We start from the raw sequence: 21,441 nt of genomic DNA, 5'->3' as shown, positions 1-21,441 counted from the left end.
CCCGTCGCCCTGCGGCCTCGCGGCTTCGCGGCCCCGCGGCCCCGGCGGCGCACGGCGACGGGCCGAGGCGCCGCCGGCCGGAGCGACGCGGACCTACGCGGAGTGGCCGCCGTCGACCGCGAACTCGGCCCCCGTCACATAGGCCGCGCCCGGGCCGGCCAGGAAGGCCACCATCGCGGCGACCTCGTCGGCGGTGCCGAAGCGGCCGAGGGCGGTCATCTCGGCCTGACCGCCGGCGTACGGGCCGTCGGCCGGGTTCATGTCGGTGTCGGTCGGGCCCGGGTGGACGATGTTGGCGGTGATGCCTCGGCCGCCGAGCTCCCGGGCGAGGGCCTTCGTCAGGCCGGTCAGCGCGGCCTTGCTCGTCGCGTACAGGGTGCCGCCGGGGCCCGGCACCCGCTGGGTCATGCAGGTGCCGATGGTGATGATCCGGCCGCCCGCCTCCATGCGCGCCGCCGCCGTCTGCGAGGCAAGGAAGGCCGAGCGGACGTTCACCGCGAGCACCCGGTCCACGTCGGCGAGGGAGAGGGACTCCAGCGGGCCGAGGACCCCGACCCCGACGTTGTTGACCAGCACGTCGAGCCGGCCGAGGGCGTCGGCCGCCCAGTCCACGGCGCCGGCCGCGTCGCCGGCGTCGCCGGCGTCCGCCCGCAGGGCGAGCGCCTTGCCGCCGGCCGCCTCGATCCGTGCGGCGACCTCATGGGCCCGCTCCTCTCCCTGGACGTAGGTGAAGGCCACGTCCGCGCCCTCCCGGGCGAGGCGGACGGCCGTCGCCGCGCCCATGCCCCGGCTGCCGCCGGTGACCAGAACCGCCTTGCCGCTCATGGTGGACATCGCGTCACTCCTCGTGCGTCGGTTGTCGTTGCGAGTTCAATCGAACGCGGGCGGCGTCCCCGGCGCTGGCGGCAATCGGACGCCGAGTCGGTCACCGTCGCGACCACCGATGAGTTCCACCGGGCGGCGGGGTCGTCAGTGGTGGGACACGATGGTCCGGAGAAGAGAAAGGGCACCCTCATGGCCACCCTCAGCCTCACCCAGTTCGTCACCCTCGACGGCGTGCACCAGGGCCCCGGCGGCCCGGACGAGGACCGCAGCGGCGGTTTCGACCTCGGCGGTTGGGTCTTCCCGTACGCCGACGAGGACTTCGGGCGCTTCATCACCGAGGTCTTCGAGCGGCCCACGGCCTTCCTCCTCGGGCGCCGCACGTACGAGATCTTCGCGAGCTACTGGCCGAAGCAGACCGACCCCGCCGACCCGATCGCGGGCAAGCTCAACGCCCTCCCCAAGTACGTCGCCTCCACCACCCTCACGAGCGCCGACTGGCCGACCACCACGGTCCTGGGCGGCGACGCGGCGCAGGAGGTCGCGGCACTCAAGCAGGGGCTCGACGGCGAGATCCAGATGCACGGCAGCGCCGGACTGGCCCGCACGCTCCTCGACCACGACCTGATCGACACGCTCCACCTCGCCGTCTTCCCCGTCGTCCTCGGCAAGGGCCGCCGCTTCTTCGCCGAGGGCGCGACTCCGAGCGCCTTCCGGCTCGCCGGCGCGCGCACCACGGGCGCGGGGGTCGCCATCCAGACGTACGAGCAGGCCGGCCGCCCCACGTTCGGCACGGTCGGCTGAGGCCGGGGAGCCGGGGAGCCGGGGAGCGGGGGAGCCGGGGGAGCCGGGGGAGCCGAGAGGCGAGAGCGGGCGGCGGGGAGCGGGGAGCGGGGGGCCGGGGAAAGATGTAGCCACCACGGGGCGCTGCCGGTACGGTGATCACCCCGTGTGCGAGCCGCCGAAGTCTCCACCCCGTCCCACGCGTTGGAGACCGCTCGCCGATGACGTCCGCCGCCGTACCCGTACCCCTCGGCGCCCCGCGCCGGGCCTGGCTGACCGACCTGCCGGTCCTGCTCGTCGCCGTGGTCTGGGGTGCCAGCTATCTCGCCGCCAAGGGCATCACCACCGCCCACACCGTCCTCGCCGTCCTGGTGCTGCGGTTCGCGGTGGTGCTGCCCGTGCTCGTCGCCGCCGGATGGCGCCGACTGCGCGCCCTGGACACCGCCCAGTGGCGCGGGGCCGGACTGCTCGGCCTGATCCTCGCCGGGATCTTCGTGCTGGAGACGTACGGGGTGGTCCACACCTCCGCCACCAACGCGGGCCTCATCATCAGCCTCACCATGATCTTCACCCCGCTCGCCGAGGCCGCCGTCACGGGCGTGCGCCCGTCCCGCGGCTTCCTGGCGGCCGCCGCGCTCTCCGTGGCGGGCGTGGTCCTGCTGACCCAGGGCTCCGGCTTCACCGCGCCCTCGCTCGGCGACCTGCTGATGCTGCTCGCGGCGTTCGCGAGGACCGTGCACGTCCTCGCGATGTCCCGGATCAAGGCGGTCCGGAGCGCCGACTCGCTCTCCCTGACCACCGTGCAGCTCGGCTCCGCCGTCGCCGTCTTCGCCGTGCTGGCCGCCGCCCCCGGCACCGGGGCGTCGCCCCTCGACGTGGCGCTCGACTTCGGGCCGCGCGAGTGGGCCGGGCTCCTCTTCCTCTCGGTCTTCTGCACGCTCTTCGCCTTCTTCGTACAGATGTGGGCCGTACGCCGCACCTCCGCGTCCCGGGTCAGCCTCCTGCTCGGCACCGAGCCCCTCTGGGCAGCCGCCGTGGGCATCGCCCTGGCCGGCGACCGCCCCGGCGTGCCGGGCCTGGTGGGAGCGATCCTCGTGCTGGCGGGCACCAGCTGGGGCCGCACTGCCGCGGACCGGGACGCCGGACAGGCCGGCTGATCGAGGGGCCGGGGGGCCGGGGTCGGGGTGGGGCAGGCACTCGACCCTGTCTTCGCTGCTGCCCCCTGACCTGCTGACCCCCGGGCCGCGGCCTGGCGACGCATCGACTTCGCCCATGACAGCCGCGAGGCCGCCGAGGGCCCGCCGACCGCGACCATGCATCATGTCGCCATGATCCAGAACGACCTGCACGCGTCCGAGGCGCTCCCGCAGCATCCGGACGTCACGGAGGCGATCGTCCGGGAGCGACGCCTTCACGACCCCTCCGTCCGGCTCTCCGGCGCCCTCGCCGAAGCCCTCTTCGATCCGGATTTCATCGAGGTCGGCGCCTCCGGGCGGCGGTGGACGCACGCGGAGATGGTCGCCGCCCTGCCCACACTTCACGGCGGCGCCGAGAACAGCACCCCGATCACCGCAGAGCACTTCGAGGGCACGGTCCTCGCCTCCGGGATCGTCCACCTCACCTACGAGACCCGCATCGAGGGCCGGCACGCCCGCCGTTCGTCGATCTGGCGCCGCGATGCCGCCGGGGAGTACCGGCTCTACTACCACCAGGCCACGCCGGTGCCGGACGGGACGGCCCGGCCGTAGGGTCCGTCCTGGGGCCCGCCTGCTCCTTCCCCTCGGGTCCGGCCCGCCCGACCTGATCCGACGCACATTGCCGGACAGGGCGCCTAAGGCCTGTCCTGGCGCAGGGAGACCAGACGGGCGCGGCCTATGCCGAAACGGCCGGCCAGCCGGGTCATGAGGCGGGACATCCGGGACGGGAACGCGTCCGGCTCCGGGACGGTCACCGGGCGCTGGCGCCCGTTCTGGATCGCGGCGATCCGCCAGCCCTCCGGCGTGTGCACGCAGACGATGATCTGGCGCGACAGCCGGCGCTTCGGCAGCCTGCTGCGCCAGGGCATGAGGACCGAGCCGTCGGCCACGACGACGGCCACCGAGTCGGTGACGAACCGCAGCGACTCGATCTCCCCGACCATCGCCGAGCCGGCGATCACTCCTCGGAACAGCTTGTCGTGGTTGTCCTGCAGCCGCGCCGCGCCGGCGGCCCAGCTGCCGTCGTAGGACACGTAGTCGGCGTCCTCGGTGAACAGGCGCCCGAACCCGGCGGCGTCCGCCTCCGTCCAGGTCCTGCAGTACTCCGCGAACAGCTCGCGGACCAGGCTCTCCCGTACGTCCCGCGCCTCGTCGGTCTCCTGGGTGTGCATGGCGTTACCTCGCTCTCGCTCCCTGTCGTGATATATTTCGTTCGTCCGAACGAAATAATAGGAGGCGGGTCATGGAGAGGTCAAGGGGCGAACTCCTCGTCGAGCTCGGGGAGGCGGGCCGTGTGCACAGCAACGCGGCCGTGATGTACCACGCGGCGATCAGCGCCCGGATGGGGCTGACTCCGGTCGAGGAGAAGACGCTCGACCTGCTGCAGCGCTCGGGCGCGCTCAGCGCGGGCGAGCTGGGGGAGCGGACCGGGCTCGCCCCCGCCTCGGTGTCCGGCCTGGTCGACCGGCTGGAGCGCAAGGGCTTCGCCCGCAGGGTGAAGGACCCGCACGACCGGCGGCGGACCAACGTGGAGATCGATCCGTCCATCGAGGCCCGCCTCGCGCCGCTCTTCGCCCCCTTCGCGGCCCGACTGGCCGGCCTCTACGCGGAGTACTCGGACGCGGACCTCGCCGTGATCCTCGACTTCCTGCACCGCTCGGCGGGAATCCAGCGCGAAGCCACCCGAGCCCTCACGGAGCCGGTGGCGGGGGCGGAGGACCCGGAGGGGTGATCGCCCCCGGCCCGCCCGGCGCCCCCCTGCCCCCCCGGCCTGGCCACAGCCCCCTCGGCCGGTCAGGCGCGCACCCGGTCCGACACCACCAGGACGATCAGTCCGAGCACCGCGATCACGATGTTCGCGAACAGCTCGTGGCCCTGGAGGAACCAGACGCCGTCGGTCAGGAAGCGGGTCACCCCCATCAGCTTGAACCAGCCGTCGGTCAGCTCGCGGATCACTCCGCAGACGCCGAACACCATCACCAGGAAGCCCGTGACCTCAAGAACCCTCTTCATGCCCCGAGCATGAGCCCCCGGCCGCCCGGCCCGCGTCGACCGCCGGTATCCGTCCCGCGCCGCTCTGTACGACCGAAGTCCCGTCCCGCGCGACTTTGGTATCGGGCGGCCGCTCCGGCCCGGCGCCCCCGCGTTCACCTGCGTACATTTCCGGTATGACACGCACGGCCCGCCAGGAGCGGCACACCTGGCTGCTCCCCTCCCACCTGGTCGAGGCCGCCCGGACCGGCCACGACCGGCCGGAGCGGCGGCCCCGGCGCACCGTGCGGGACTGGGTGGTCGACACCACCCTGTTCCTGCTCGCCGCGTTCGTCGGCATGGTCGCGGCCGAGGCCAGCGCCGAGTACAACAGCCAGGCGGTCGCCCTCGTCGACCAGGTCCTCGGCGGACTGGCCGTCTGCGCGCTCTGGTTCCGCCGTCGCTGGCCCGCGGGTCTCGCGGTCGCCGTCTCCGTCGTCAGCGTCGTCGCCCCCACCGCGGGCGGCGCCGTCCTCGCCGCCCTGTTCAGCGTCGCCGTACGCCGCCCCTTCCGCGAGATCGCCTGGATCGGGCTGCTCGCCATGGTCGCCTCCACGGTCCAGGTCTTCGTCCGCCCGGACCCCACGACCAACGCCGTCCTCTCCATCGGCATCGGCATCGTCCTGATCCTCCTCGTCACCGCCTGGGGCATGCTCGTCCGCTCCCGCCGGCTGCTCGTCGAGGCGCTCCGCGAGCGCGCCCGGCGTGCCGAGGCCGAGGCCGAGCTGCGCGCCCAGCAGGCCCAGCGGCTCGCCCGCGAGGCCATCGCCCGCGAGATGCACGACGTCCTGGCGCACCGGCTCACCCTGCTCAGCGTGCACGCCGGAGCCCTCGAGTTCCGGCCCGACGCCCCGCCCGAGCAGGTCGCCCGTGCCGCCGGCGTCATCCGCGACAGCGCCCACGAGGCCCTCCAGGACCTGCGGGAGATCATCGGCGTGCTCCGCTCCCCGGGCGAGGGCGCCGAGGACCGCCCCCAGCCCACCCTCGCGACCCTCGACAGCCTCGTGGCCGAAGTCCGCGAGGCCGGGATGAAGGTCGTCCTCGACTCCACGGTCACGGACCCGGACTCCGTGCCCGCCTCCACCGGCCGCACGGTCTACCGAATCGCCCAGGAGGCCCTCACCAACGCCCGCAAGCACGCCCCGGGCGCGCAGGTCACGGTGACCCTGCGCGGCCGCCCCGGCGAGGGACTGACCGTCGACGTGCGCAACCCCGCCCCCGTCGGTCCCGTCCCGCACGTGCCCGGCTCCGGGCAGGGCCTCATCGGGCTCACCGAGCGCGCCACCCTCGCCGGTGGCCGGATGGAGCACGGCCCCGACCCCGACGGCGGCTTCGCACTCCACGCCTGGCTACCGTGGCCCGCATGACCATTCGGCTGATCGTCGTCGACGACGACCCCCTGGTCCGCGCGGGCCTCTCCTTCATGCTCGGCGGCGCCGAGGACATCGAGATCGTCGGCGAGGGCGCCGACGGCGCCGACGTCCCCGGGCTCGTCGACCGGCACGCCCCCGAGGTGGTCCTCATGGACATCCGCATGCCGAAGGTCGACGGTCTCACCGCCACCGAGCGGCTGCGCGCCCGGTCCGGCGCCCCCGAGGTCGTCGTCCTCACCACCTTCCACGCCGACGAGCAGGTGCTGCGCGCCCTGCGGGCCGGGGCCGCCGGCTTCGTCCTCAAGGACACCCCGCCCGCCGAGATCGTCGCCGCCGTGCGCCGGGTGGCGGCGGGCGACCCGGTGCTCTCCCCGGCCGTCACGCGTCAGCTGATGAGCCACGTCGCCGAACAGCCCGCCCCCGGCGAGCCGACGACCCCGCAGGAGCCCCCGAGGCGTGCCGCCGCCGGCGCACGCCTCGCCCAACTCGCCGACCGCGAAAGGGAGGTCGCCCTCGCCGTGGGCCAGGGCCGGTCCAACGCCGAGATCGCCGCAGCCCTGTACATGGGCGTGCCGACCGTGAAGACGCACGTCTCGCGGATTCTGGCCAAACTCGGGCTGAACAACCGTGTCCAGATCGCGCTCCTCGTCCACGACGCGGGCCTGCTCGACCTCCCCGACCAGGAAGGCGACGCGTAGCCTGGGCCGATGTCCGTCATCGATCTGGGGGAATACGGCGCGGACTTCACCGCCGACCCGTACCCGTATTACGCGAAGCTCCGCGAGGCCGGCCCGGTGCACGAGGTCGTGACGCCGGACGGCATGCCGGCCTGGCTGGTCGTCGGCTACGAGGAGGCCCGCGCGGCCCTCGCCGACCAGCGCCTGTCCAAGTCCTTCTCCGCCTTCGGCATACCCCTGCCGGAAGAGGAGGTCATCGGGCCCAACCTGCTCATCGTCGACCCGCCCGACCACACCCGGCTGCGCAAGCTCGTCGCGGGCGAGTTCACCGGCCGCCGGGTGGAGGCGCTCCGCCCGCGCGTCCAGCGCCTCACCGACGAACTCCTCGACGCGATGGAGCCGGCCGGCCGGGCCGACCTCGTCGACTCCTTCGCCTTCCCGCTGCCCATCACCGTCATCTGCGAACTGCTCGGCGTCCCGGCCGCCGACCGCGACCGCTTCCGGGCCTGGTCCAACGAGCTCGTCGCGCCGACCGGTGCCCCCGCCGAGCAGGAGGCGGCCGTGGCCGGCTTCGGCGCCTACCTCGACGAACTCATCGAGGACAAGCGGGCCCACGGCCCCGCCGACGACCTCCTGTCCGCGCTCATCGCCACCCGCGCCGAGGACGGCGACCGGCTCTCGCTGCCCGAACTGCGCGCCCTCGCCTACCTGCTGCTCATCGCGGGCCACGAGACCACCGTCAACCTGATCGCCAACACGGTCCGCGCGCTGCTCACCCACCCCGAACAACTGGCAGCGCTCCGAGCCGATCCCGGTCTGCTCGACGCCACGGTCGAGGAGGGGCTGCGCTACGACGGACCGGTCGAGAACGCCACCCTGCGCTTCGCCCAGGAGCCGATCACCCTCGGCGGCGCCGAGATCCCGACCGGCGCCGTCGTCCTCGTCGCCCTCGCCTCCGGAGCCCGCGACCCGGGCCGCTTCCCCGAACCCGACCGCTTCGACATCCGGCGCGACCCGCGCGGCCACCTCGCCTTCGGCCACGGCATCCACTACTGCCTGGGCGCACCGCTGGCCCGCCTGGAGGGCAAGACGGCCATCGAGTCACTTCTCCGGCGCTTCCCGCGGCTGGAACTCGACCCCGAGGCAGGGCCGTTGGAATGGCTCCCGGGCATGCTGATCCGCGGCACGCGCCGCCTGCCGGTCGTATGGTGATCCCCATGTCCTCCGAACTCGACCCGGGCCTCGCCCGGAAGGTCCTCGACGCCCAGCCCTTCAGCCGACTCCTCGGCGCCCGCATCACCGCCTTCGGCGAGGGTGCGGCGACCCTGGAGCTCGACGTCCGGGAGGAGCACCGTCAGCAGAACGGGTACGTGCACGGCGGCGTGCTCTCGTACGCGGCCGACAACGCACTGACCTTCGCCGCCGGCGCCGCCCTGGGGCCCGCCGTGCTGACCGCCGGGTTCTCCATCCAGTACGTCCGCCCGGCCGTCGGCGTGGTGCTGCGGGCCCGCGCCTGCGTCGTGCACGCCGGGCGGAGGCAGGCGGTGGTGCGGTGTGACGTCCTCACCGTGGACGCCGAGGGCGTCGAGACGCTGTGCGCCGTCGCCCAGGGGACCGTGCTGAACTCAGGCTGACGTGATCTCCGCGAGACGCACCGGGCGCCGCTCGCGGCGCGACCGCTCGCACGCCTCCGCGATCCGCAGCGCCTCCAGCGCCTCGCCCCCGTCGCACGCGTTGTCCCGCTCGCCGCGCACCAGGCCGACGAAGGCGTCCAGCTCCGCCTCGTACGCCGGTGCGAAGCGCTCCAGGAAACCCGGCCACGGCTTGCCGGGCGGCGGCGGGCCCAGGGGCTCGACCGACTCGAGCGGCGTGCGCTCGTCCAGGCCGACGGCGAGCTGCGCGAGCTCCCCGGCCAGCTCCATCCGTACGTCGTACCCGGCGCCGTTGCAGCGGGTCGCCGTCGCGGTGACCAGCGTGCCGTCGTCCAGGGTCAGCAGCGCGGCGGCCGTGTCCACGTCACCGGCCTCCCGGAACATCGCGGGCCCCGCGTCCGACCCGGCGGCGTACACCTCGACGACCTCCCGGCCGGTCACCCAGCGCACCATGTCGAAGTCGTGCACCATGCAGTCCCGGTACAGCCCGCCCGACAGCGGCAGGTATCCGGCGGGCGGCGGCGCCGGGTCCGAGCTCGCCGCCCGTACGGTGTGCAGCCGCCCGAGCCTGCCCTCCCCGACGGCCTCCCGCGCGGCCCGGTACCCGGCGTCGAACCGGCGCATGAAGCCCAGCTGCAGCTCGGTCCCGGCCTCCGCCACCGCCCGCAGGGCCCCGAGCGTCCCCGGTACGTCGAGCGCGATCGGCTTCTCGCAGAACGCCGGAAGCCCGGCCGCCGCGGCCCGCCCGATCAGCTCCGCGTGCGCGGCCGTCGCCGAGGCGATCACCACCGCGTCCAGGGCGTGCCCGAACAGCGCGTCGACCGACGGCGCGGCCTCCGCGCCCAGCGCTCCGGCGACCCGCGCCGCCCGCGGCCCGTCGGCGTCCGCGAGGACCAGTGCCTCGATCTCCGGGTGCCGCGCGAGCACTCCCGCGTGGAAGGCGCCGATCCGTCCCGTCCCGACCAGTCCGATCCGCATGGCCCCAAGGTGGTGCGGAACGGGTCGGGTGTCAAGGAAATGTCAGGACAACAGGACGTCCCCGCTTCCCGTCTCCCGCCCCCGGGGCTACCCTCCCCACCGTGTCCGCGCAGGCCCCGCCCCCGCACCCGCCGGTCCCCGAGCTGTCCGTGGACCGCGGCAGCCCGGTGCCGCTCTACTTCCAGCTGGCCCGGCGGCTGGAGGCGGCCATCGAGGGCGGCGCGCTGCCCCCCGGCAGCCTGCTCGGGAACGAGATCGACCTCGCGACCCGGCTCGGGCTCTCCCGGCCCACCGTGCGGCAGGCCATCCAGTCGCTCGTCGACAAGGGGCTGCTCGTACGGCGCAGGGGAGTGGGCACCCAGGTGGTGCACAGCAGGGTCCGGCGGCCGGCGGCGCTCAGCAGCCTCCACGACGACCTGGAGGCCTCCGGGCTGCGGCCGGAGACCCGGCTCCTCGTCGACCGGCTCGAACCGGCCCGCGCCGAGGTCGCGGCGGCCCTGGGACTGCCCGAGGGCACCGAGGTGCGCTACCTGGAGCGGCTGCGCTCCGCGCGCGGCGAGCCCCTCGCGTACCTGCGCAACCACCTGCCCGTCGGACTGCTCGACGCGGACGCAGAACAGCTGGAGGCCACCGGCCTCTACCGGCTGCTGCGCGCCGCCGGAACCACCCTGCACAGCGCCCGCCAGACCGTCGGCGCCCGCGCCGCGGCCCCCGGCGAGGCGGCAGCACTCGACGAGCCGGAGGGCGCCCCGCTGCTCACGATGGAACGCACCACGTTCGACCCCACGGGCCGGACGGTCGAGTTCGCCTCCCACCTCTACCGGGCCTCCCGGTACTCCTTCGAGTTCCAGTTGCTCGTCCGCGGGTAGGCCCCCACAGGACCCGCTGGAGATCGGCGCGACCCCCATGACCGATACTGCAATGCACGCAGAAGGACACAAAGGAGGGCACGGTCTCGTGACCAGGGTTCCCACAGGAGGGGTACGCGCGGCCGTCGGCGCCGTGCTCGCGGTGGCGCTGACCGCCGCGCTCGCGGGGTGCAGCAGCACCGGCGGCAAGCGCGCGGAGGACGCCCGCAAGGCGGCCGCGGCCCAGGGGAGGGCGGCCGTCGACACCCCCCGCTGGACCTTCGCCATGGTCACCCACTCCGGCGACGGCGACACCTTCTGGGACATCGTCCAGAACGGCGCCAAGCAGGCCGCGGTCAAGGACAACATCAACTTCCTCTACGCCCACAGCGACGAGGCGCAGCAGCAGGCCCAGCTCATCGACTCGTACGTGGCCAAGAAGGTCGACGGCATCATCGTCACCCTCGCCAAGCCCGACGCGATGAAGACGGCCGTCCAGAAGGCCGTGAAGGCCGGCATCCCGGTGATCACGGTGAACTCGGGCGCCGACGCCTCCAAGGCCTTCGGCGCGCTCACCCACATCGGCCAGGACGAGACCGTCGCCGGCGAGGCCGTGGGCGAGGAGCTCGACAAGCGCGGCCGCAAGAAGGCCCTGTGCGTCCTGCACGAGCAGGGGAACGTCGGCCACGAGCAGCGCTGCGCCGGCGCGAGGAAGGCCTTCGGCGGGGAGCTGCAGAACCTCTACGTCGACGGCACCAACATGCCCGACGTCCAGGCCTCCATCCTGGCCAAGCTCCAGTCCGACCCGTCCGTCGACGCCGTCGTGACCCTCGGCGCCCCCTTCGCGGACGCCGCCGTCCAGGCGAAGCGGAGCGCCGGCAGCAAGGCCGAGGTCGACACCTTCGACCTCAACGCCAAGGTGGCCGCCGGCCTGCAGGCCGGCACCCTCGGCTTCGCCGTCGACCAGCAGCCCTACCTCCAGGGTTACGAGGCCGTCGACCTGCTCTGGCTGTACAAGTACAACGCCGACGTCCTCGGCGGGGGCAAGCCGGTCCTCACCGGTCCGCAGATCATCACCGAGGACCAGGCCGCGGCGCTGAAGGACTACACGGAGCGGGGTACCCGATGAGTGCCGCCTCCCCGCCCTCGGACGGGCTCGACCACGTCGACGAACGTCTGCTGCGCACGTCGCCGCTGAAGAAGCTGCTCGCCCGCCCGGAGCTCGGTTCGATCGTCGGCGCGATCGCCGTCTTCCTCTTCTTCTCGGTGGTCGCCGACAGCTTCCTGCGGGCCTCCAGCCTCGGGACGGTCCTCTACGCGGCCTCCACCATCGGCATCATGGCCGTGCCGGTCGCGCTCCTGATGATCGGCGGAGAGTTCGACCTCTCGGCCGGCGTCATGGTCACCAGCTCGGCGCTGATCTCCTCGATGTTCAGCTACCAGATGACCGCGAACGTGTGGGTGGGCGTCGGCGTCTCGCTGCTCGTCACCCTCGCCATCGGCGCGTTCAACGGCTTCATGCTGACCCGCACCAAGCTCCCCAGCTTCATCATCACCCTCGGCACCTTCCTGATGCTGACCGGCCTGAACCTGGGCTTCACCAAGCTGATCAGCGGCACCGTCTCCACGAAGTCGATCGCCGACATGGAGGGCTTCCCCTCCGCCCACAAGGTCTTCGCCTCCACCTGGACCGTCGGCGGCGTCGAGCTCAAGGTCACCATCCTGTGGTGGCTCGCCCTGGTCGCGGTCGCCACCTGGATCCTGCTGCGCACCCGGTCCGGCAACTGGATCTTCGCGGTCGGCGGCGGCGCCGACGCCGCCCGCGCGGTCGGCGTCCCGGTCCACAAGACCAAGATCGGCCTCTACATGGGCGTGGCCTTCTGCGCCTGGATCTCCGGCCAGCACCTGCTCTTCTCGTTCGACGTCGTCCAGTCCGGCGAGGGCGTCGGCAACGAGCTGATCTACATCATCGCGGCCGTCATCGGCGGCTGCCTGATCACCGGCGGCTACGGCTCCGCCATCGGCTCCGCGGTCGGCGCCTTCATCTTCGGCATGACCGGCAAGGGGATCGTGTACGCGGAGTGGAACCCGGACTGGTTCAAGTTCTTCCTGGGCGCGATGCTGCTGCTCGCGACGCTCCTGAACGCCTGGATCCGCAAGCGCGTGGAGGCCACCAAGTGACCACGGGGACGAAGACCGCGAGCCCGCTCGTCGAGCTCGACGACGTCAGCAAGTACTACGGGAACATCCGCGCCCTCGAAGGGGTCTCCCTGGAGGTGAACGCGGGCGAGATCTCCTGCGTGCTCGGAGACAACGGCGCCGGCAAGTCCACCCTCATCAAGATCGTCGCCGGACTGCACCGGCACGACGCCGGCACCTTCCGCATCGAGGGCGAGGAGATCACCCTCGCCCATCCGCGCGACGCGCTCGACCGCGGCATCGCCACCGTGTACCAGGACCTCGCCGTCGTCCCCCTCATGCCCGTGTGGCGGAACTTCTTCCTCGGTTCCGAGCCCACCCGCGGCACGGGGCCCTTCAAGCGGCTCGACGTCGGACTGATGCGGGAGACCACCCGTACGGCGCTGCTGCGCATGGGCGTCGACCTGCGCGACGTCGACCAGCCCATCGGCACCCTGTCCGGCGGCGAGCGCCAGTGCGTCGCCATCGCCCGCGCCGTCCACTTCGGCGCCAAGGTCCTCGTCCTCGACGAGCCGACCGCCGCGCTCGGCGTCAAGCAGTCGGGGGTGGTCCTGAAATATGTGGCTGCCGCACGTGACCAGGGCCTCGGCGTGGTCCTCATCACCCACAATCCCCACCACGCCTACCTCGTCGGCGACCGTTTCGTGCTGCTCAAGCGCGGCGTCATGGCCGGCAGCCACACCAAGGGCTCCATCACCCTGGACGAGTTGACCCGCCAGATGGCCGGCGGCAGCGAGCTGGAGGACCTGCGGCACGAGCTGGAACGACAGCCGGGCCCGTAGGTGCTTTCGTCACGCGCCGCTGACACCCCACCTGGCAGAATCGACCCGATGAGTACCTACCGAGACCTCACGCTCCCCCTTGCTCTCCGAGCAAGGGTGACCACCAGTGGCTCGGCCCGCGGCACGGTCCTGCGGACCGTCGGCACCCGGGAGCGGCGCTCGCACCTGACCGCGCCCCGCGTGCCGACCGTCGGCATCGACATCGGCGGTACGAAGGTGATGGCCGGTGTCGTCGACGCGGACGGCAACATCCTGGAGAAGGTCCGCACCGAGACCCCCGACAAGTCCAAGAGCCCCAAGGTCGTCGAGGACACCATCGTCGAGCTCGTCCTGGACCTCTCCGACCGGCACGACGTGCACGCCGTCGGCATCGGCGCGGCCGGCTGGGTCGACGCCGACCGGGCCCGGGTGCTCTTCGCCCCCCACCTCGCCTGGCGCAACGAGCCGCTCCGGGACGCCCTCCAGGACCGGCTCGCCGTCCCCGTCATGGTGGACAACGACGCCAACACCGCCGCCTGGGCCGAGTGGCGCTTCGGCGCCGGACGCGGCGAGGACCACCTCGTCATGATCACTCTCGGCACCGGCATCGGCGGTGCCATCCTGGAGGACGGCCAGGTCAAGCGGGGCAAGTACGGGGTCGCCGGCGAGTTCGGCCACATGCAGGTCGTCCCCGGCGGCCACCGCTGCCCCTGCGGCAACCGCGGCTGCTGGGAGCAGTACAGCTCCGGCAACGCCCTGGTCCGCGAGGCCCGCGAGCTCGCCGCCGCCGACTCCCCGGTCGCGTACAACATCATCGAGCGCGTCAAGGGACACGTCCCCGACATCAGCGGCCCCCTCATCACCGAGCTCGCCCGCGAGGGCGACGCCATGTGCGTCGAGCTGCTCCAGGACATCGGCCAGTGGCTCGGCGTCGGCCTCGCCAACCTCGCCGCCGCCCTCGACCCCTCCTGCTTCGTCATCGGCGGCGGCGTCTCCGCCGCCGACGACCTGCTCATCGGCCCCGCCCGGGACGCCTTCCGGCGCCACCTCACCGGCCGCGGCTACCGCCCCGAGGCCCGCATCGCCCGGGCCCAGCTCGGCCCCGAGGCCGGCATGGTCGGCGCCGCCGACCTCGCCCGGCTGGTCGCCCGCCGCTTCCGCCGGGCCAACCGGCGCCGCGTCGAGCGCTACGAGCGGTACGGGCGCTACACCCAGGCCCTGCGCGGCACCGCCGCCGACCGGAGCTCCCGCACCACCCAGGACCCAGATTCATGACCGTGCCCACCCTGCCCCACCCCACCGGTTCCCCGGAGCACCCCGATCCCCCCGAGGGCAGGCTCCCCGAGGACCGGCGGCACATGCTGCGCCGCCGCTTCCTCACCCTGCTCACCATCGTGCTGCTCGTCGGCGTGCCCGCCGGCTACCTGGTGATCTCCGCGGGGCAGAGCCGCGACAGCGGGATCGACAAGGAGCGCGAGTCCTCCGTCGTCGGTCTGCAGGACAACCGGCCCTCCCAGATGAAGCGCCGGGTCTTCGAGATCCCGATCCCCTCGGACGCCTGGCACGTCGCCTACTACGAGACCAGCAACTGGAAGACCAGCCGGCTCTACGTCCAGTTCACGACCACCGCGGCCGGCCTGGACGCCTACCTCCGCGACAGCGGCACCAGCCGGGCCGCCCTCGTGCCCGGCGACGTCACCGTCAGCGCGCACGACGCCGAGATCGTCGGCTGGGACTTCCGCCCCGACCGCGGCTGGTCCGGCACCAGCGTGAGCCGCGAGAAGCCGCGCCCCACCAGCGACATCGTGGTCAGCATGGCCGACCCGGCCTTCCCCCGTGTCTACGTGGTCTCCACGACGTCTCCCTGACGCCCGGGACCACGACGCCCGGGACCACGACGCCCGGGACCACGACGCCCGGGACCACGGCGCCCCGTCCCACGGCGCCCGGTCCCACGACGCACCGAAAGGCCGCCCTCCTCCGAGGAGAGGGCGGCCTTTCCGTACGGCCTCCGGCTACGGGGAGGCCGGGGGGCGAGCCGTCAGGAGAGGCCCAGGACGGCCGTGAGGACCGCCCGCAGCACCGTCTCGGGGTCCTCCGAGGACCCCTCGGAGCGCCACGCCACGAAGCCGTCGGGACGGACCAGCACCGCGCCGTCCGCGGTCACGCCGTGCAGCTCCGCCCAGTCCGTCCCGTCGGTCGGGGTCAGCTCCGCGTGGGCCCCTTCACCGATGCGGTACGAGTCGACGGGCACCCCGAGGCGTTCCCCGACGTGCGCGGCGGCGTGGTGCCAGCCGCCCGTCGTCCCGGCGGAACTCAGCAGCACCAGGTGCCGCTCGTACAGGTCGAGGGTGGAGACCCGGGTGCCGGCGTGGTTCAGCCACATGTGGGGCGCCCGGCTGCCGGGCTCGCCCACCAGGCTGAGCCGGTCCGGCACCACCGGCTGGGCCGGGTCGGCGCCCTGGACCGCGCCCCGCGGGTAGCGGTAGCCGAGCGCCACCCCCAGGATGCCGTTCGGCTTGCGGCCGGGGCCGCCCGCCTCGGGGCCGGGGGAGTAGCCCGGGTGGCTGTGCTCGACCGAACGCGACGAGGCGCGGGCGCTCGTCGCCTCAGCGACCGGCCGGCGCTCCGCGTCGTAGGACGCGAGGAGCCCGGGGCCGGCCCAGCCGTTCAGGACGGCGGCCAGCTTCCAGGCCAGGTTGTGGGCGTCCTGGATACCGGTGTTGGAGCCGAACGCCCCCGTGGGCGGCATCTCGTGTGCGGAGTCGCCGGCGAGGAACACCCGCCCGTCCGCGTACCGTTCGGCGATCCGCTCGGCGGCGTGCCAAGGGGCCCGGCCGGTGATCTCCACGTGCAGGTCCGGCACCCCCACGGCCCTGCGGATGTGCTCCCGGCACCGCTCGTCGGTGAACTCCTCCAGCGTTTCGCCCCGTTCGGGGTGCCAGGGCGCGTGGAACACCCACCGCTCCCGGTTGTCCACCGGCAGCAGTGCCCCGTCCGCCTCCGGGTTCGTCAGGTAGCAGATGATGAAGCGCCGGTCGCCGACGACGTCCGCGAGGTCGCGGGAGACGAAGGTGATGCTGACGTTGTGGAACAGGTCGCCCGGGCCGGTGTGGCCGATGCCGAGGCGCTCGCGCACGGGGCTGCGCGGGCCGTCCGCCGCGACGAGGTAGTCCGCCCGGATGGTGGTGTGCTCGCCCGTCTCGCGGCTCTTGACCCGCGCCGTCACGCCGTCGGCATCCTGCTCGAACGACATCAGCTCCGTCGAGTAGCGCAGGTCCCCGCCGAGCTCCCGGGCCTCCTGGAGGAGCACCGGCTCCAGATCGTTCTGGCTGCACAGGCACCACCCGGCGGGGCTGAAGCGGGCGACACCGCCGCCCGGGTCGATCTCCCGGAACAGCCACTCCCCGGCGTCCCCCACGAGGGTCGGGGTCTGCAGGATGCCGTTGTTGCCGCCCAGCACCGATGCGGCCTCCTCGATGCGCCGCTCCACACCGGCGCCCCGGAACAGCTCCATCGTGCGGACGTTGTTGCCGCGCCCGCGCGGATGGATCGACGTGCCCGAATGGCGTTCGACGAGGGTGTGCGGCACGCCGAGCCGTCCCAGGAACAGCGAGGTGGACAGGCCCACCAGAGAGCCGCCGACGATGAGGACGGGCGTGCGGTGACCGACCTCCCCGGCCTCTTCGAATCGGTTCATTGATCGCCTCCAGCGTCGCCCACGACGCGCGTCAGGGATTGGGATGCAGATTCATGCCCGCCGAGGACCGGTTCCTGTGTTCGGGGCACCCGAATGACGCACGGTTCACTCATCCGCCCCGTGGGAGTCGCGTGGATCCGTCCGCCCGCCAACGATCGGCTCATGACGACCCCCGGCCTCATGGCACGGCGGTCCCCCCGACCCCCGGAAGAAGAGAAGAGGTGCGTCGGATGACCCCCTCGGGACGCGTGTCGCAGTCGGCCTTCGACGGCTCCAGGCTGCGGGTGATCCTGCTGCTCGACCTGTACGAAGGCGCCCAGGAGCAGTTCCTGGAGGCGTACGAACTCATGCGGAAGCAGGTCGCCTCCGTCCCCGGTCACATCAGTGACCAGCTCTGCCAGTCCATCGAGAACCCCTCGCAGTGGCTCATCACCAGCGAGTGGGAGAGCGCCCCGCCGTTCCTCGCCTGGGTGAACAGCGAGGAGCACGTCGAAACCGTGAAGCCGATGCACAGCTGCGTCCGGGACACCCGGTCGATGCGCTACAGCATCCTCCGCGAGACCGGCGAGCGTCAGCCGCTCACGCCGGACCCGCGGTCCAAGGGCGCACAGGTGGCGGCCCGCGTGGGCGACGGCGTGGCCCGCCACGCCCTGACCTTCACCGTCAAACCGGGCTCCGAGTCGAAGGTCGCGGAGCTCCTGGCCGGGTACGAGTCGCCCCAGGCCAAGGTGGACGAGAAGACCCGGCTGCGCCGCACGTCGCTCTTCATGCACGGCAACCGCGTCGTGCGCTGCGTGGAGGTGGAGGGCGACCTCCTCGCGGCCCTGCGGCACGTCGCCCGCCAGCCCGAGGTGCGCGCGGTGGAGGAGGCCATCAACCCGTACCTGGAGCAGGACCGGGACCTGACCGACCCCGAGTCGGCGCGGGTCTTCTTCACCCGGGCGGCGCTCCCGGCCGTGCACCATGTGGTGTCCGACGGGCCGGCCCCGGCCCGCCTGACGCGGCACGCCCTGTACTACCCGGCCAAGGAAGGCCGCGGGATGGAGCTGGCCCGGCTGCTGGCCGGACAGGACCAGGCCGCGGCGGAGGACCCGGACAGCCCCGTGTACGGAAGCACCGTCTTCCAGCGCGACGACATCGTGGTGCGCCTCGTCGACATCACGGGCGACCTCGATCTCGACCCGGCCGCCTCGCTCGGCCTCAAGGGCGCCGGGAAGGCCGCCGAGCTGGAGCCCCTCCTCGACGGTGCCGCGATCGGTGTCGAGGGCTCCCTGGAGACGGAACGCAACATCCACCGGCTCCTGTCGCACGCCGACATGCTGCCCGTCACCGACCGTAGCTCGGCGGAATCCTGACGGACGGTCGCGGCCGGACCGTCGTGCCGGGCCGCGACCGTTCCCCCCGCACGCAACTGCCCCACTCGGAGGTACCAACCATGCTCAAGCAGCGTCCCCGCATCGTGAACCTGAGCGACACGGAGCCCAACCGCAGGCGCGGAGGTGACCTGCGGGCCATGCTCACGCCGGCCACCGTGGGTTCCACCAGCGGCTTCATGGGCCTGGCCATCGTGCAGCCGGGCGAGCGTATCGGCGAGCACTACCACCCGTACTCCGAGGAGTTCGTGTACGTCGTCCAGGGTGCGCTCGAGGTGGACCTGGACGGCGACACGTACGCGCTCCGGTCCGACCAGGGGCTCCTGATCCCCATCGACGTCCGCCACCGCTTCCGCAACGTCGGCGACGTGGAGGCCCGCATGGTGTTCCACCTGGGCCCGCTCGCCCCGCGGCCGAGCCTCGGCCACGTCGACACGGAGGACGACGAGAGCGGCGAGCTCGCGGGCACCGGGCCGCACCTGTCCGTGGGCGACCCCGGACAGGTGTCCGAGCGCAGCGGGGCCATCGAGTGACCCGGCGTGTCGCGGTCACCGGAATCGGGGTGGTCGCTCCCGGCGGCACGGGGGCGACGGCGTTCTGGGACCTTCTCGCCAACGGCCGTACCGCCACCCGCGGCATCACCCTGTTCGATCCGGCCGGCCTGCGCTCGCGGATAGCCGCCGAGTGCGACTTCGACCCGGCCGCGCACGGCCTGGACCCGGAGATCGCCGAGCACGCGGACCGGTACGTCCAGTTCGCCGTCGTCGCGGCCGGCGAGGCCGTACGCGACTCCGGACTCGACACCGGCGCCGAGGACCCGTGGCGCGTCGCGGTCTCCCTGGGCAGTGCCGTGGGCGGGACCACCCGTCTGGAGCACGACTACGTCCTGGTCAGCGAGGCGGGCCGGCGTTGGGACGTCGACCACCGACTGGCCGGTCCGCAGCTGCACACGGCGTTCCAGCCGAGCACCCTCGCCGCGGTCGTGGCCGAACGGTTCGGGGCCCGCGGCCCCGTGCAGACGGTCTCCACCGGCTGCACCTCCGGTCTCGACGCGGTCGGCTACGCCTTCCACACCATCGAGGAGGGCCGGGCGGACGTCTGCATCGCGGGCGCCTCGGACTCGCCGATATCGCCGATCACGATGGCCTGCTTCGACGCCATCAAGGCGACCTCCCCCGACAACGACGACCCCGAGCACGCCTCCAAGCCCTTCGACAACCGTCGCAACGGCTTCGTCATGGGAGAGGGCGCGGCGGTCCTCGTCCTGGAGGAGTACGAGCACGCGCGGGCCCGCGGCGCGCACATCTACTGCGAGATCAGCGGCTACGCCACCTACGGCAACGCCTACCACATGACCGGTCTGACCACGGAGGGAATCGAGATGTCCCGGGCGATCGACACCGCGCTCGGCCAGGCCCGACTCGACCCGACGAAGATCGACTACGTCAACGCGCACGGCTCCGGCACCCGGCAGAACGACCGGCACGAGACCGCCGCCGTGAAGCGCTCCCTCGGAGCCCACGCCTACGACACGCCCATGAGCTCCATCAAATCCATGGTGGGGCACTCGCTCGGCGCGATCGGGGCGATAGAGGTCGCCGCCTGCGTGCTCGCACTGCAGCACCAGGTGGTGCCCCCGACGGCCAACTACGAGACCCCCGACCCCGAGTGCGACCTGGATTACGTGCCGCGCACCGCCCGCCCGCGAAAGCTGAGGAACGTGCTCTCCGTGGGCAGCGGATTCGGCGGCTTCCAGTCCGCGGTGCTCATGACCGGGCCGGGCGGGAGGACACGATGAGCACACGCCCACGGCCGGCGGCCGTCACCGGGATCGGGGTGATCGCCCCCAACGGACTGGACGCCGACGCGTACTGGAAATCCGTACGGGAAGGCCTCGGCTTCCTCGACCGGATCACCCGCGAGGGGTGCGAGAACCTGCCTCTGAAGGTCGCCGGCCAGGTCGAGGGCTTCGATGCCACCGCCCTCATCGAGGAACGCTTCGTCGTCCAGACGGACCGGTTCACCCACTACGCCATGGCGGCGGCCCGGCTCGCCCTCGACGACGCCGGCCTCGGCCCGGACGAGGACCCCGAGGATCCCTTCTCCATCGGTGTCGTCACCGCCGCCGGGTCGGGCGGCGGCGAGTTCGGCCAGCGCGAGCTGCAGAAGCTGTGGGGACAGGGCTCGAAGTTCGTCGGCCCCTACCAGTCCATCGCCTGGTTCTACGCGGCGAGCACCGGCCAGATCTCCATCCGGCACGGCTTCAAGGGGCCGTGCGGGGTGGTCGCCAGCGACGAGGCGGGCGGCCTGGACGCCCTCGCCCACGCGGCCCGGGCCGTACGGCGCGGCACCGGGGCCATCGTCGTCGGCGCCGCGGAGGCGCCCCTCGCCCCGTACTCGACGGTGTGCCAGCTCGGCTATCGGGAGCTCAGCACCGCCGAGGAGCCCGACCGCGCCTACCGCCCCTTCACGACGGCGGCCCGCGGATTCGTGCCCGCCGAGGGCGGAGCCATGCTCGTCGTCGAGGACGAGCGCCGCGCCCACGACCGGGGCGCGGAGGTCCGGGCCACCGTCGCCGGCCACGGCGCCACCTTCACCGGCGCCTCGCGCTGGGCGGAGTCCCGGGAGGGACTCGCCCGCGCGATCCGGGTCGCCCTCGACGAGGCCGGCTGCGCCCCCGAGGAGATCGACGTGGTGTTCGCCGACGCCCTCGGCGTACCGGAGGCGGATCGCGCCGAGGCGCTCGCACTCGCCGACGCCCTGGGGACCCACGCCGCCCGGGTGCCCGTGACGGCCCCCAAGACCGGCTTCGGGCGCGCCTACTGCGGGGCGCCCGTGCTCGACACCGCCGCCGCGGTGCTGGCCATGGAGCACGGCCTCGTACCCCCCACCCCCCACGTGTTCGACATCGCCTACGACCTCGACCTGGTGGTGTCCCGCGCTCGCCCCGCCGAGCTGCGCACGGCCCTGGTCCTCAGCCGGGGACTCATGGGATCCACCGCGGCGCTGGTGCTGCGCCGCGGTGGCGAATCCGCCCGGTAGCGCCGG

The 21,441-nt window shown here is 73.1% G+C and carries 23 protein-coding genes; 18 read left to right on the top strand and 5 right to left on the bottom strand.

The genetic code is table 11. From position 1 onward, the window contains the following. Positions 1 to 93: 93 nt before the first annotated feature. Positions 94 to 834, bottom strand: a complete 741-nt coding sequence (locus tag AB0M16_RS16625) for an SDR family oxidoreductase (protein WP_365343353.1) — start codon at positions 832 to 834, stop codon at positions 94 to 96. Positions 835 to 1,014: 180 nt separating this feature from the next. On the opposite strand from AB0M16_RS16625, the gene AB0M16_RS16620 reads away from it, so the two are divergent. The 3 genes from AB0M16_RS16620 (at position 1,015) to AB0M16_RS16610 (ending at position 3,353) form a co-directional block, all read left to right on the top strand. Further along, positions 1,015 to 1,626 carry a dihydrofolate reductase family protein gene (locus tag AB0M16_RS16620; RefSeq protein ID WP_365343351.1) on the top strand — a complete coding sequence of 204 codons (612 nt, stop codon included), beginning with the start codon at positions 1,015 to 1,017 and terminating at the stop codon, positions 1,624 to 1,626. Between the two features lie 200 nt (positions 1,627 to 1,826). Then, positions 1,827 to 2,762 (top strand): DMT family transporter, encoded by a 936-nt coding sequence (locus AB0M16_RS16615; RefSeq protein ID WP_365343349.1) that lies wholly within the window; start codon positions 1,827 to 1,829, stop codon positions 2,760 to 2,762. A gap of 171 nt (positions 2,763 to 2,933) precedes the next feature. Then, positions 2,934 to 3,353, top strand: coding sequence for a nuclear transport factor 2 family protein (locus AB0M16_RS16610; RefSeq protein WP_365343347.1), 420 nt, complete (start codon positions 2,934 to 2,936; stop codon positions 3,351 to 3,353). An 83-nt stretch (positions 3,354 to 3,436) separates the two neighbouring features. Here AB0M16_RS16610 and AB0M16_RS16605 read toward each other — a convergent pair whose 3' ends face one another. Then, positions 3,437 to 3,973 carry an SgcJ/EcaC family oxidoreductase gene (locus tag AB0M16_RS16605; protein ID WP_365343345.1) on the bottom strand — a complete coding sequence of 179 codons (537 nt, stop codon included), beginning with the start codon at positions 3,971 to 3,973 and terminating at the stop codon, positions 3,437 to 3,439. A gap of 71 nt (positions 3,974 to 4,044) precedes the next feature. On the opposite strand from AB0M16_RS16605, the gene AB0M16_RS16600 reads away from it, so the two are divergent. Then, a complete protein-coding gene (locus tag AB0M16_RS16600; RefSeq protein WP_365343343.1) occupies positions 4,045 to 4,533 on the top strand; it encodes a MarR family transcriptional regulator in 489 nt (162 codons plus the stop codon). Positions 4,534 to 4,595: 62 nt separating this feature from the next. On the opposite strand, the gene AB0M16_RS16595 is transcribed toward AB0M16_RS16600, so the two are convergent. Next, on the bottom strand, positions 4,596 to 4,814 hold the full coding sequence (locus AB0M16_RS16595) for a hypothetical protein (protein WP_365343341.1): 219 nt from the start codon (positions 4,812 to 4,814) through the stop codon (positions 4,596 to 4,598). 155 nt (positions 4,815 to 4,969) lie between these two features. Here AB0M16_RS16595 and AB0M16_RS16590 point away from each other — a divergent pair, with 155 nt between their 5' ends. The 4 genes from AB0M16_RS16590 to AB0M16_RS16575 are packed head-to-tail and all read left to right on the top strand — an operon-like array spanning position 4,970 to position 8,516. Next, on the top strand, positions 4,970 to 6,199 hold the full coding sequence (locus tag AB0M16_RS16590) for a histidine kinase (RefSeq protein ID WP_365343339.1): 1,230 nt from the start codon (positions 4,970 to 4,972) through the stop codon (positions 6,197 to 6,199). After that, entirely contained in the window at positions 6,196 to 6,903 is a 708-nt protein-coding gene (locus tag AB0M16_RS16585; protein WP_365343337.1) for a response regulator transcription factor, read from the top strand. The genes AB0M16_RS16590 and AB0M16_RS16585 overlap by 4 nt, the downstream gene beginning before the upstream one ends. Positions 6,904 to 6,912: 9 nt before the next feature. Continuing rightward, positions 6,913 to 8,094 (top strand): cytochrome P450, encoded by a 1,182-nt coding sequence (locus AB0M16_RS16580; RefSeq protein ID WP_365343335.1) that lies wholly within the window; start codon positions 6,913 to 6,915, stop codon positions 8,092 to 8,094. A gap of 5 nt (positions 8,095 to 8,099) precedes the next feature. Then, positions 8,100 to 8,516, top strand: a complete 417-nt coding sequence (locus AB0M16_RS16575) for a PaaI family thioesterase (RefSeq protein ID WP_365343333.1) — start codon at positions 8,100 to 8,102, stop codon at positions 8,514 to 8,516. Here AB0M16_RS16575 and AB0M16_RS16570 read toward each other — a convergent pair. Beyond that, positions 8,508 to 9,512 carry a Gfo/Idh/MocA family oxidoreductase gene (locus tag AB0M16_RS16570; RefSeq protein WP_365343331.1) on the bottom strand — a complete coding sequence of 335 codons (1,005 nt, stop codon included), beginning with the start codon at positions 9,510 to 9,512 and terminating at the stop codon, positions 8,508 to 8,510. The two genes, AB0M16_RS16575 and AB0M16_RS16570, sit on opposite strands and share 9 nt — an antisense overlap. Positions 9,513 to 9,613: 101 nt before the next feature. Between AB0M16_RS16570 and AB0M16_RS16565 the strand changes: the two genes are divergently transcribed. The 6 genes from AB0M16_RS16565 to AB0M16_RS16540 all read left to right on the top strand — a co-directional run bounded on the left by AB0M16_RS16565 (position 9,614) and on the right by AB0M16_RS16540 (position 15,188). Next, positions 9,614 to 10,381: a GntR family transcriptional regulator gene (locus tag AB0M16_RS16565; protein WP_365343329.1), complete on the top strand. Its 768-nt coding sequence runs from the start codon at positions 9,614 to 9,616 to the stop codon at positions 10,379 to 10,381. An 88-nt stretch (positions 10,382 to 10,469) separates the two neighbouring features. Further along, positions 10,470 to 11,489 (top strand): sugar ABC transporter substrate-binding protein, encoded by a 1,020-nt coding sequence (locus AB0M16_RS16560; RefSeq protein WP_365343327.1) that lies wholly within the window; start codon positions 10,470 to 10,472, stop codon positions 11,487 to 11,489. Further along, complete coding sequence (locus AB0M16_RS16555; RefSeq protein WP_365343325.1) at positions 11,486 to 12,541, top strand: ABC transporter permease; 1,056 nt, start codon at positions 11,486 to 11,488, stop codon at positions 12,539 to 12,541. The genes AB0M16_RS16560 and AB0M16_RS16555 overlap by 4 nt, the downstream gene beginning before the upstream one ends. Beyond that, complete coding sequence (locus tag AB0M16_RS16550; RefSeq protein WP_365343323.1) at positions 12,538 to 13,341, top strand: ATP-binding cassette domain-containing protein; 804 nt, start codon at positions 12,538 to 12,540, stop codon at positions 13,339 to 13,341. Before AB0M16_RS16555 ends, AB0M16_RS16550 begins: the two co-directional genes overlap by 4 nt. Positions 13,342 to 13,389: 48 nt before the next feature. Further along, positions 13,390 to 14,595, top strand: coding sequence for an ROK family glucokinase (locus AB0M16_RS16545; RefSeq protein ID WP_365343321.1), 1,206 nt, complete (start codon positions 13,390 to 13,392; stop codon positions 14,593 to 14,595). 83 nt (positions 14,596 to 14,678) lie between these two features. Beyond that, complete coding sequence (locus AB0M16_RS16540; RefSeq protein WP_365343624.1) at positions 14,679 to 15,188, top strand: hypothetical protein; 510 nt, start codon at positions 14,679 to 14,681, stop codon at positions 15,186 to 15,188. 173 nt (positions 15,189 to 15,361) lie between these two features. On the opposite strand, the gene AB0M16_RS16535 is transcribed toward AB0M16_RS16540, so the two are convergent. After that, positions 15,362 to 17,020, bottom strand: a complete 1,659-nt coding sequence (locus tag AB0M16_RS16535; RefSeq protein ID WP_365343319.1) for an FAD-dependent monooxygenase — start codon at positions 17,018 to 17,020, stop codon at positions 15,362 to 15,364. 230 nt (positions 17,021 to 17,250) lie between these two features. On the opposite strand from AB0M16_RS16535, the gene AB0M16_RS16530 reads away from it, so the two are divergent. From AB0M16_RS16530 to AB0M16_RS16515, 4 genes are all read left to right on the top strand, one after another. Further along, on the top strand, positions 17,251 to 18,375 hold the full coding sequence (locus tag AB0M16_RS16530) for a SchA/CurD-like domain-containing protein (protein WP_365343317.1): 1,125 nt from the start codon (positions 17,251 to 17,253) through the stop codon (positions 18,373 to 18,375). 80 nt (positions 18,376 to 18,455) lie between these two features. Further along, positions 18,456 to 18,926 carry a cupin domain-containing protein gene (locus AB0M16_RS16525; protein ID WP_365343315.1) on the top strand — a complete coding sequence of 157 codons (471 nt, stop codon included), beginning with the start codon at positions 18,456 to 18,458 and terminating at the stop codon, positions 18,924 to 18,926. Next, complete coding sequence (locus AB0M16_RS16520) at positions 18,923 to 20,191, top strand: beta-ketoacyl-[acyl-carrier-protein] synthase family protein (protein ID WP_365343313.1); 1,269 nt, start codon at positions 18,923 to 18,925, stop codon at positions 20,189 to 20,191. The genes AB0M16_RS16525 and AB0M16_RS16520 overlap by 4 nt, the downstream gene beginning before the upstream one ends. After that, on the top strand, positions 20,188 to 21,435 hold the full coding sequence (locus AB0M16_RS16515; protein ID WP_365343311.1) for a ketosynthase chain-length factor: 1,248 nt from the start codon (positions 20,188 to 20,190) through the stop codon (positions 21,433 to 21,435). The genes AB0M16_RS16520 and AB0M16_RS16515 overlap by 4 nt, the downstream gene beginning before the upstream one ends. Positions 21,436 to 21,441: the final 6 nt, after the last annotated feature.

Source organism: Streptomyces sp. NPDC051921, from assembly GCF_040680975.1.
Lineage (GTDB): Bacteria > Actinomycetota > Actinomycetes > Streptomycetales > Streptomycetaceae > Streptomyces.
Note: the sequence above shows the minus strand (reverse complement) of the source record. Positions and strands in the feature narration are given on the sequence as shown.